Raw genomic sequence first — 11,110 nt, 5'->3', positions numbered from 1 at the left:
TATTAAGTTTTATAACAATAAACGTTTTCAAAAAAAATTAAATAACCTTAGCCCTACTGAATATAGAGCTAAGGCTGCCTAATAAGTGAACCTTTTATTAATTGTCTACTTGACGGGGATAAGACCACTTTATGGAAGATCCTTTTAGTTGATTATTGAATATTAATAAGTACTAGTTACTTAAAAAACTGTAGTTATTTATTTTTAATTTCCTCCAATAGAGAAATAATCTTTTCATTTTGTTCAATTATTGTTTGGTTTTGCTTTCTTAATTTTGTGAAATCAAATAAGAATACTAATAAGATTGCTATTACAAGGAAGCCCATAAGTTATCCCTAACCTTCTATTTTTCTCAAATTATACTATTTTTCAAAAATTAACTACACTGTTAGTTTAAGAAGGTCTCAAAGGAAGTAGTCTATGAAGAAAAGCGGATTTAAAATTATATTTCTAGCATCTATAGATAGAAGCACATACGCAGTATTAATAAAATCATATATTATAATAGGATTTATTTTAAAAATATCTCATTAATATATTCAAAAAAAGGAGCGTGTTGAAAATACTCAATAAGACAAGACCATTATCCGTTTCTTTATTGGGCAGTAGCGGAGGTGTTGCTAGAGCAATATTAGCCATTTTAAACAAATCCTTTCAAGATAAAAATGACCCCCTATACCCCATCATTAGCAAATCTCACCTTCACCTAATTGATATCAATCAAAAAGATAAAAAGTACTACGATCAATTATTCCCAAACCTTGCAGGTAACATTAAGCTCCACCAGCTAGATCTCAAAGATACAACTATCTTTAAAGAACATCTAAAAAAGTCAAATACAAAAATAGTCATAGATGTATCATGGGCCGATACACTTGAAATGCTTAATTGCTGTAACGAATTAGGCGTGTATTATCTCAATTCAGCTCTAGAGAACACAGAGGTTGATGAGGACGAGAAGTTATATGGTTTCCCACTAACAGAGCGATATATTAGATTTGAAGATAATAAAGACGATTTTACCAATACAAAGGCTATTGTTTGTTCTGGTATGAATCCCGGCGTCGTTCAATGGATGGCTTTAAAACTGATGAAGGAAAATCCGGACAAAAAGCCTTTAGCCTGCTACATTGTGGAGCATGACGATTCTTTTTTTAAAGACAAAAAATTAATTATACCTAACACCCTCTATACTTCATGGTCTGTTGAATGCTTCCTGGATGAAGCTATATTAAGCTATCCAATGTTTGTCGATCATCATTTACAGCACTATTTTTATGAAGAGGTATATGCAATGGAGTTTAAAGTAAGATTAGGGGAAAAAGAATTTTACGGTTGTCTGATGCCGCATGAAGAAGTAGTTACATTAGGTAAAATATTTGATATGGAGATTGGCTTTATTTATCGTGTCAATGAATATACTACGAAATTGATTCGGGACCATTTGGATGATGTGGATGTTCTTTGGGATTGGAATCAGCAAGTGATTGATCCCGATATAGGTGAAGTTGAGGGTGAAGATCTAATTGGTGTGCTTTTGGTATACGAGGGTATGGAAAAGTTCATATATAACGTGATGAAAAGTAGTGAAATTTATCCAAAATTCAAAACAAATGCGACATACTTTCAAGTAGCGTGCGGCATTTATGCAGGCTTAGCCAGCTTAATCCTTGATGATGTTCCTTTAGGTATCTATTATGTTGATGATCTTTTGCTTAACACTGAAAGCAAGTATGGAGATTATCTAACCTACTATATGACTGATTTTGTCACAGGAGAAAATAAAGCCTCCGACGGGTTGTTGCATCAAAGACTGAAATGGATTGAATAGAGTGATCTTATCAGTTGATAGACTACACTCTTTCATTAAAAAATCTTTTGATAGGAGATGCAAAGTTGGGAAAAGCACTTATTATTGGTTGTGGTGGAGTGGCATCAGTAGCCATCCATAAATGTGTTCAAAACAGTGAAGTATTTGAAGAGATTTGTATCGCAAGTCGGACAAAATCAAAGTGTGATGAGTTAAAAGCCAAACTAGATGGTGGAAAAACAAAAATTACAACTGCTCAAGTTGACGCAAATAATGTGGATGAATTAATCGCATTAATCGAAGAAGTAAAGCCTGACATCGTAATAAACTTAGCTTTACCATATCAAGATTTACCAATCATGGATGCTTGCCTAGCAACAAAAACACACTATATGGATACAGCAAACTATGAACCAGAAGATACAGCAAAATTTGAATACAAATGGCAGTGGGAATATCACGAACGTTTTGAAAAGGCTGGCATTACTGCTCTTTTAGGTAGCGGCTTTGACCCTGGTGTTACGGGTGTATTTTCTGCTTATGCACTGAAGCATCATTTTGATGAAATTGAACAAATCGATATTCTGGACTGCAATGCTGGTGATCATGGCTATCCGTTTGCTACCAATTTTAATCCTGAAATCAATATTCGTGAAGTTTCTGCGAACGGGAGATATTGGGAAAATGGCGAATGGATTGAAACGAAACCAATGGAAATTAAACGCGTTTATAACTTCCCTGAAGTGGGAGAAAAAGATATGTACTTGTTATACCACGAAGAGCTTGAATCCCTTGCAAAAAACATTCTAGGACTTAAACGTATCCGTTTCTTCATGACATTTGGCCAAAGTTACCTTACACATCTAAAATGTCTTGAAAATGTCGGAATGACTTCCATTGAGCCAATCGAATTCGAAGGAAACCAAATTATTCCCCTTAAGTTCTTAAAAGCTGTCCTACCAGACCCTGCCTCCCTCGGACCACGCACAAAGGGTAAAACCAACATTGGCTGTATCTTCAAAGGAAAAAAAGACGGGAAAGATAAAACATATTATGTATACAATGTATGTGATCATGAAGAATGCTATAAAGAAGTAGATTCTCAGGCGGTGTCTTATACAACAGGTGTCCCAGCAATGATTGGAGCGATGATGCTGATGACTGGAACGTGGAATAAATCAGGTGTATACAATATTGAAGAATTTGATCCTGACCCATTCATGGAAGCATTAAATAAATGGGGACTGCCATGGAAAGAAAACTTCGATCCAGAGCTTGTCGATTCTGATTCTATTAAACTCTCAGAACCGAAGAAAGGCAGTAGTTAATATGCGGATTGAGGAATTACCATCCCCTTGTTATGTAATCGATGAAGGTCTTCTGGAAAAAAATCTAAAAATCTTGAACGGAGTCATGGAACGGACCGGAAGCAAGATTCTTTTGGCACAAAAAGCATTTTCCATGTTTAAGATGTATCCTCTAATTGGGAAATATTTAAGCGGTGCGACTGCAAGCGGCTTATATGAGGCTCGTCTAGGTCACGAGGAAATGGGGAAAGAGAATCATATCTTTTCCCCTGTCTATCGAGAAGACGAAATCGATGAGATTATATCTATTTGTGACCATATCGTCTTTAATTCCTTTTCACAGTTGGAGAAATTTAAAGATAAAGCTCTTGCAGCTGGTAGAAGTGTGGGCTTGCGCATTAATCCGGAATGCTCGACACAGGTTAGCCATGCCATCTATGACCCTTGCACGCCAGGTTCACGATTCGGTGTAACAATAGCTAATTTTCGTCAGGATTTGCTTGATGGTGTTTCAGGCTTACACTTCCATACCCTTTGTCAGCAAAACTCCAACGATTTGGAAACAACTCTAATGGCTGTTGAAGAAAAGTTTGGACCATGGCTATCTCAAATGAAATGGATCAACTTTGGAGGCGGCCACTACATTACAGAGGAAGACTATAACATTCAATTACTAGAAAATTGTATTAAGAGAATGAAAGATAAATACGGATTAAAAGTATATCTTGAGCCAGGCGAAGCTGTTGCTTACAATGCAGGATATCTGGTTACGACCGTACTTGATACACTTCAAAACGGAATCGATATTGCTATTCTTGACACTTCTGCAACCTGTCATATGCCTGATGTACTGGAAATGCCTTATCGACCTCCTCTTCTTGGCTCAGGAGCAGCAGGTGAAAAGTCATTTTTGTATCGTCTTGGTGGGCAAACTTGCCTTACTGGTGATACAATTGGAGATTATTCTTTTGACCAGCCATTAAAGAGTGGAGATCGTTTAGTTTTTGAGAATATGGCAGTCTACACGATGGTGAAAAACACTTCTTTTAACGGCATGCCTTTACCAGCAATCGTTGTTTTAGATCAAGCGGGAGAATATCATATCGTACGCGAATTTGACTATAAAGATTTTAAAATGAGACTTTCATAGAAGAGGAATATAAATATGTTATTTATCAGTAAAGGGCTGGAAAGCATCATATGTATTGTACACACAAACTTAATCATTTAGAAAAACCTGCAAAAATCTTTTGCGGATTTAATAAACGAGGTGTAATTTTGAAAAGTAATTCATACACAGAGATTCTATCACAACTCGAATCAAACGAAAGAAGTTTTCAAAGAAAGTTTCCTATGGCTATTCAAAAGGTCAAGGGGATGCGATTAGAACCTAAATGCTTAGTAACGGCGAAGCGTCACTATGTTCTGGAAGTCGTCAGTGCATGAAATTTACTATGTTGAATACGCATAATACTTCCCAAGATATTCGAATAATCTTAGCTACAATTTATGAAATTGTAGAATTGGTAGAAGAATGTTCAAGGATTTAAAGTTTGTTTCGCTAGGGATTCGTGCCCTGTTTATGATTTCCGGATCTTTTGTAATTGCGGTGGGCTCGGTTTTTATGATTAATGTAGAATATCTTGGGTTACATCCATTTGATGTACTAGAGTATGCACTAACAGAGTCTTTAGGGTTAACATTTGGTGCTTGGCATTGGATTGTTGGCTTGTTCATGATTTTTCTTTCTTATATCATAACAAAACGATTACCCAAGCTAGGAGTATTCCTTGAATTTTTTTTAGTAGGTGCTTTTATCGACTTATTGATTTTAACTGAATTAATACCAGACACAAGTAATATGATCATAGCTGTTTTTTTTATGCTGTTCGGCATTGTTTTAGTAAGTTTTGGTACTGCCTTATATATGTCAGCTAAAATGGGAGCAGGGCCTACAGATTGGTTTAGTTTAGTAGTCAGCGAAAAATGGGGAATATCATTTGGTAGAATGTCAATTTTTACTGAAGGAGGAGCTGTGCTCATTGGATTTCTATTGAGTGGTCCAGTGCAAATTGGGACACTTGTGTTTTGCCTAATCTATGGACCAATAACAGATTATTTTTTGCAATACTTGCAAAAATATAAAATGATTTAATCTTTTTAATAACCTGTTCTATGTGAAAAGTAACATAACTCCTTTTTTATTCATAAGATAGCAAGAATGTTTGGATTTCAATAATGATATGAAACTCATAAAAGAAAAAATAATGAATGAAGTGGGAGCTAAATGTGAAAAATGGAAAGCATTTTTTACATCTGAATCGGTTACCGAAGGACATCCCGATAAAAAGTATTAGCTATTGACTTGCCTAAATCCGAGAAGGACATTATAAGGCGGTATGTCGCATTGTTGGAATATATATCTGAATTTCCATATTCAGTAGATTCATACGGATTAATTCATGCGGATTTTCATTACGGCAATTTTTATATAGATGAGGATTCTATTTGCCTTTTTGCGACATAAAATCAGGATAAAACTCGAACAATTTTCTTGATGATGATTTTTCGTCCTTCCTCCTAGGAGGGCGTTTTTGTTTTTTGGAGCTTCCGAAAAGGGGTTTAATCGAGTCTTAATAAGACCCCTAAAGTAGTATGCATACAAATCCAGTCAACATAAGCAACGTAAAACATTAATTAAATAAGCTACACATGCAACGATTTATCATATATTAATGTTAGATGGTTAAAACCAGTGAACAAACTACCTAAATTACGTCTATCTACACTCCAAAACCCCTTGTTATAAGGGGTTTTTATTGAATTTAAAGGTGAATTTTTTGTTTTAGCTAATATTGTATGCCATATTCACTTTTAGTTTACATAAAGTCAACTATCAGAAGTAAGCCAAAGACAAACCCAGTAGTATCAAGGGTTTGGCTCTTGTTCATTTTTTATCGATTATGCATGATTTTATGCATCGTTGATAAATCAACGTTTTGGGCTTCTGAAGAAGCCTGGCAGCTGCATAAAAAAGTGGGGTTTTATGCAATTACTTTTTTTATTAAAGCCCCCTTTACTTTAAGTGCACTTCTTCACAAACTAACCTGCCAATCCACGTACCTCTAACTCGCGTCTCGATAAAAAGCCGCCTAGTAAGGCAGCAGATTTGATTATTTTACTGTTCTTTTCTTGAAAGATGAGATTCAAATAAATCTATAATTTCCAAAAATCTTTCAGCTTCTCTAAACGTATGATCTGCCAGGAGTGGATGAATATTGCTCTTAATACGACAAGCCTCTATTAAATCTCTTGCTGTTTTCTTAAAATCCCTTAACGAAGCTACTGAAACTCTGTTTTGATCCAAGAACTGATCCAGAATTGGTACAGTTTCAGATTGTGGGCGCATAGAATCCAAATCAACTGCCTGAAAAACCAATTGATCAAAATCATGGCTAAATTCTCTCGCCTGTTCCACTAACTTTCTTTCAGAAGGATCAAGAAGGTGTCCGATAAATTTGGCATGATCAGCCATAATCCTAAGAAAAAATAGATTTTCTTGAATAATCATGTCAGGTTGGGGTGCAAGTTTTCCTTCATTGAGGTCTTTTAATCTGTTAGCAAAATAAGCTGCTTCTCTGCTGATATGGTCAACTAATAATGGAAAGTTATTTGTACGGATTTCACAGCGTAAAGTTAAACCTAATACTTTTCTCTTATAACTCCAGATAGCAAAAGCTGCTTGATAAACCTCAGTGTTAAAAGCTTGTATTTGGCGTATATCCGAGTTTACATTAAATCTTGCCAACTTTTCCTCTATTCGTTCGAAAAGAGTAATGAACTGTTTGGCTTCTGCAATCAATTGCGTCTGTTCATGAGTAAATCCCAAGCTTAAAAATAAAGCATGTTCCTTCATGATCCTAGACCAAAAACGAATTTCGTCCAATGATCGCATGACAATTGGATTAGCCATAATACCCCCTCCTTATTACACTCTATCCTCCCATATATATGCCAGATTATTTACAGTAATTCATACTATTATTGAACTAAACTGCTTCGTTAGCACAATAAGAAAAAAGCGACTATTCTTATTGAATAATCGCACCCCGTTTGTTTAAGTACAATCCTTCACAAACTAACTTTGGAATAAGAAGAAGAGATGCCGTAGCACCTCCCGTTCTTAAACATAGGCCTCCGTTTGTTGAAAAAGAAACATTCTGTATTTCAAGTGAATTTTTTGATCAGACTTTTTTACAAACAGTACATCTTTTTTTACAAACGGTGCGAATTTCTTTTAAATTTATATAAAATAACAATAAAAAAACCGCTATCCTTAAATTAAAAGGATTAGCGGTTATCATTTATATAGCTAAACTTTTTGGAAACACAGGCTCATACCCCAATGTCCCTCTTTTGCGGACCAACATATTCAGCACGAGGATAAATTAAACGATTATTCTCATAGTGTTCTAAAATGTGAGCCATCCGAATGTGCAGCTAATCGCAAAGATTGGGGTAAATAGCTCCCTTTTAATCCCCAAGCCTTGATACACAGAAGCTGAGTATAATAATCCTTTTTCCCTTGTTATATTTTAATAGACATTACATAAAGCTTTTTTGTCCCGTCAAATGAGTTAGTTAGCAGTAGAATCCAACTTATTATATAGATAGGGTACCAAATAAAACAGCAACAATTGTCATGACCAGCCCTGTGCCGATGGCATATTTGGCAGTGAATCGGATGTGATCATTTAATCCAATTCCGAGAAGTCCGATTAATACATAAATAGATCCTTGAAGTGGACTTAACAAATGCAGTGGTTGCCCCAATAGTGAAGCATGACCAATTTCATTTGGATTAATCCCAAAACCACTTGCAGTTTCTGCAATAATGGGGACAATTCCAAAATAATACGGGTCATTTGCCAAAACAAATGTAAAAGGTAAACTAGTTACAGCAACAATTACTGGTAAAAGCGCTCCGAAAGATTCCGGAATAATTGCAACTAATGAATCAGCCATTGCGGTATCCATTTTGGTTCCCTCTAAAATACCAGTGAAAATACCAGCACCAAAAATCATTGAAACAACAGTTAAGATATTACCTGCATGACCTTCTAGACGTTCCTTCTGGTCTGTTAAGCTTGGATAATTGACAGATATTACGATAACAAAAGCAAGCATAAACAAACCAGGTAATGGCAACAATCCCATAACTAAAGTAACAAGTAATAATAGTGTTAAGACTAAATTAAACCAAAATAATTTAGGACGTTTCAATGTTACGTCTTTCTGCTCCGCAACAGTAGCAGCAATCTCTTGAATAAATGTTTCATTGATATCATTATTAACGCCTAATCGTTTTCGTTCTTTCAAGCCCATAAAATATGCTACAGCAAAAACCCATATTCCACCTGCAATCATAGATGGAATAATTGGTCCAATAGCTCCCATTGCATCCATATCGAAGATCGTCATTACCCTTGCTGTTGGGCCTCCCCAAGGTAGAAGATTCATAATCCCCATCGCTAATGCAGGTAAGCACGCCAAAATAAGTCGATTCATACCTAAGCGGTCATAAAGAGGTAACATGGCCGTCACGACAATAAGATAGGTAATCGTTCCATCACCGTCCAAAGCAACTACCATGGCTAATGCTGCCGTACCAAGTGAAATTTTCAGCGGATCACCTTTTACTAGTTTTAAAATTTTAGACACAAGTGGATCAAAAAAACCAGAATCAATCAATATCCCAAAGTAAAGAATTGCAAATACAACCATGATAGCAGTTGGTGCAATGCTCTCAAGCCCACTCATTATCATAGGTCCTAAATCAGTAAATCCTCCAATTAGTGCAAATATGACAGGTATAGCTATCAGAGAATTGAGTGCAGAAAAGCGCTTACTCATAATTAAATACATAAAAACGGATATCATCGCAAATCCTAAAAATGTTAACATCTTTATACCCTCCCCTAAATTGAATGCGGTTTCATTTATCTGAGGAAACTGATCTTTCTGATAATGTATTAGAGACAATGCCCACTTTTATTGTTAATTTCAATGGGCATAGTTCTCATTTTTATAAGTTGTCCAAATATCTTATTCTCTAAATAGTTATTTTCACTAGTGATAATCAACAATACATGAAGTACGAAACGTATATCTTCATTAACCCTCATTAAAAAATAAGATGAAATAATCTCATAACTTGTTCCGAATTCGTTCTATATTCATCTAGTATCTTCCTAAACTTTTCAGCTTTTTACATTTTCTTTTCTAGTACTAGCAATCATATCTATAACATTGGTCCAATGATCTGGTCTTTTCCCCTGAAACTTGTCTTTAATATTCAAATCAGTCAAAAATAAGAGTTTTTCTCTTGATGCGTTAGACATAGATGAATGGATATTTAGTTCCTCTAACATTTCTATTGATCCTTCTAATTCTTTTGATCTTCTATAAGCATGAATCGAAGTACCAGTGACCAGTTGATTCATAACTTTTTCAAAAATTTCACTTCCCATCGTCTCTTTTATTGATGCGATAACCCGATCTTCCACATTTAACACGCGAGCAGCTTCCAACATTTCAATAAATAAAGCTGCAGTCCCCTTCATGAATATACTTCGGGTGAGCTTTACTGCAGAAGCATCTCCTGGGTTTTGACTAATATGATCAAGATTCATGCCGAATTTACTCATCTGTAAAATAAACTGATTTGAACCAGAACCGCTTATAATCATAGGAACTTTATGTTGATAAACTGTTAAAGGACCAAGCATAGCAGCATCTACGAAAGCAGCTCCTGTCTCTTTGAGATTTTCCCAAATATCTTTCTTTACTGTAGGAGAGGAAGCAGATACATCAACATAAATAATCTCTTTATTTAATTGCGGTTTCAATTTCACACTTACTTCAAAAGCTTTATCTGCTGGAACTGCAACAATAACAAGATTTACTCTTTGTATGACGGTTTCCATTAAATCCAACAGCTCCACTTTTGCTTGTCCTGCTCTTTCTTTGATTAGCGATCCGTAAGTTTCATGGTCTGCAAGAGGATCAAAAGCAACTATTTCTCCAAAACCTTCTCCTTTTAGACCTTTTGCCATTTCAAAAGCAGCTTCTCCAAACCCAATAAACCCTAAATTCATTTTAAGTTCCACCAATCTTATAGTCTGAATGTTGCCATCTTTGCTTTTAACCAAGATGGTTCAATGGTTCCGTCTGTCATGCCTTGCTTGCGATTTTTTTCGTATTCTGCGATAACTTCCATGCGATCCTTCTCATAAGCTAGCTTTTTCTCTGCCTTTGCAAATGCATCGTCAATTTTGTCTTTTGGAACAACAATGACACCATCATCATCACCAAGTATTAAATCTCCTGGATGTACGGACACTCCTCCACAAGAGATAGGGGTATTAAACTCACCTGGACCATCTTTGAAAGGACCGTTAGGAATAAACCCTTTTGCAAAGATAGGGAGATTCAACTCGCTAAGTGCTTCCTTATCTCGTACCAATCCGTCAATGATTATACCTTCAAGTCCAACTGCTTTTGCGGCTCCTGCCATTAATTCTCCAAGATAAGCATTTTCCGTATGGCCCTTTCCATCTGCAACTATTACATAACCTTCTTCTCCAGAATAAATCGCTTGATGAAGAAATAGATTATCTCCAGGTCTCATATTCACTGTCATAGCAGTTCCTACAACCCTCATACCTGCAGCTACTGGTTTTATTTTGTAATCCATTGCACCAGTACATCCCATTGCATCCGATAAGAGCGTGGTGTTAAGACGTTTTGCTCTTTGAATAACTTCTTCAGGTAAAAGTGCTGGTTTTACATTATTTTTTAAAGTACTCATAGCTATACACCTCTTATTTGTTAAAATTTATTTAAATCACCCTTTAATTAAAGGAGTGACAAATCCCCTCTTTTTCTTAAATAGATCTCAATTTATAAGCTAATAATATTATCGAAACCCTTC

General features: G+C 35.7%; 9 protein-coding genes and 1 pseudogene. 5 read left to right on the top strand and 5 right to left on the bottom strand.

Features of this window, described 5'->3' with window-relative positions; translation table 11 throughout:
* Window position 1: 1 nt before the first annotated feature.
* The 5 genes from I7822_RS30765 (at window position 2) to I7822_RS25100 (ending at window position 5,272) form a co-directional block, all read left to right on the top strand.
* Window positions 2-82 (top strand): IS3 family transposase, encoded by an 81-nt coding sequence (locus tag I7822_RS30765; protein ID WP_372442159.1) that lies wholly within the window; start codon window positions 2-4, stop codon window positions 80-82.
* A gap of 480 nt (window positions 83-562) precedes the next feature.
* Window positions 563-1,831: an S-adenosylmethionine decarboxylase related protein gene (locus I7822_RS25115; RefSeq protein ID WP_307847880.1), complete on the top strand. Its 1,269-nt coding sequence runs from the start codon at window positions 563-565 to the stop codon at window positions 1,829-1,831.
* A 65-nt stretch (window positions 1,832-1,896) separates the two neighbouring features.
* Window positions 1,897-3,138, top strand: coding sequence for a saccharopine dehydrogenase family protein (locus I7822_RS25110; RefSeq protein ID WP_207981810.1), 1,242 nt, complete (start codon window positions 1,897-1,899; stop codon window positions 3,136-3,138).
* Between the two features lies 1 nt (window position 3,139).
* Window positions 3,140-4,267 (top strand): carboxynorspermidine decarboxylase, encoded by a 1,128-nt coding sequence (gene nspC, locus I7822_RS25105; RefSeq protein ID WP_207981809.1) that lies wholly within the window; start codon window positions 3,140-3,142, stop codon window positions 4,265-4,267.
* 384 nt (window positions 4,268-4,651) lie between these two features.
* The gene (locus I7822_RS25100; RefSeq protein WP_207981808.1) at window positions 4,652-5,272 is read left to right on the top strand and encodes a YczE/YyaS/YitT family protein; all 621 of its coding nucleotides are present in this window, start codon (window positions 4,652-4,654) and stop codon (window positions 5,270-5,272) included.
* Between the two features lie 1,023 nt (window positions 5,273-6,295).
* Here the strand turns inward: I7822_RS25100 and I7822_RS25095 are convergent.
* From I7822_RS25095 to I7822_RS25075, 5 genes and pseudogenes are all read right to left on the bottom strand, one after another.
* Window positions 6,296-7,090, bottom strand: a complete 795-nt coding sequence (locus I7822_RS25095; RefSeq protein WP_207981807.1) for a DUF2935 domain-containing protein — start codon at window positions 7,088-7,090, stop codon at window positions 6,296-6,298.
* Between the two features lie 422 nt (window positions 7,091-7,512).
* Window positions 7,513-7,709, bottom strand: a pseudogene (locus I7822_RS25090) (citrate/2-methylcitrate synthase); the annotation flags it as partial.
* Between the two features lie 70 nt (window positions 7,710-7,779).
* Entirely contained in the window at window positions 7,780-9,081 is a 1,302-nt protein-coding gene (locus I7822_RS25085; protein ID WP_207981806.1) for a CitMHS family transporter, read from the bottom strand.
* Window positions 9,082-9,377: 296 nt separating this feature from the next.
* Window positions 9,378-10,274, bottom strand: coding sequence for a DUF1932 domain-containing protein (locus I7822_RS25080; RefSeq protein WP_207981805.1), 897 nt, complete (start codon window positions 10,272-10,274; stop codon window positions 9,378-9,380).
* A 17-nt stretch (window positions 10,275-10,291) separates the two neighbouring features.
* The gene (locus I7822_RS25075; protein ID WP_207981804.1) at window positions 10,292-10,987 is read right to left on the bottom strand and encodes an RraA family protein; all 696 of its coding nucleotides are present in this window, start codon (window positions 10,985-10,987) and stop codon (window positions 10,292-10,294) included.
* Window positions 10,988-11,110 lie beyond the last annotated feature (123 nt).

This window comes from Metabacillus bambusae (assembly GCF_017497975.1).
Classification (GTDB): domain Bacteria; phylum Bacillota; class Bacilli; order Bacillales; family Bacillaceae; genus Metabacillus; species Metabacillus bambusae.
Note: the sequence above shows the minus strand (reverse complement) of the source record. Positions and strands in the feature narration are given on the sequence as shown.

Excerpts from the sequence above, each read along its gene's own strand:
- nspC (WP_207981809.1), top strand. The coding sequence starts at position 3,140 with ATGCGGATTGAGGAATTACCATCCCCTTGTTATGTAATCGATGAAGGT.
- I7822_RS25100 (WP_207981808.1), top strand. The coding sequence starts at position 4,652 with ATGTTCAAGGATTTAAAGTTTGTTTCGCTAGGGATTCGTGCCCTGTTT.
- I7822_RS25095 (WP_207981807.1), bottom strand. The coding sequence starts at position 7,090 with ATGGCTAATCCAATTGTCATGCGATCATTGGACGAAATTCGTTTTTGG.
- I7822_RS25085 (WP_207981806.1), bottom strand. The coding sequence starts at position 9,081 with ATGTTAACATTTTTAGGATTTGCGATGATATCCGTTTTTATGTATTTA.
- I7822_RS25080 (WP_207981805.1), bottom strand. The coding sequence starts at position 10,274 with ATGAATTTAGGGTTTATTGGGTTTGGAGAAGCTGCTTTTGAAATGGCA.
- I7822_RS25075 (WP_207981804.1), bottom strand. The coding sequence starts at position 10,987 with ATGAGTACTTTAAAAAATAATGTAAAACCAGCACTTTTACCTGAAGAA.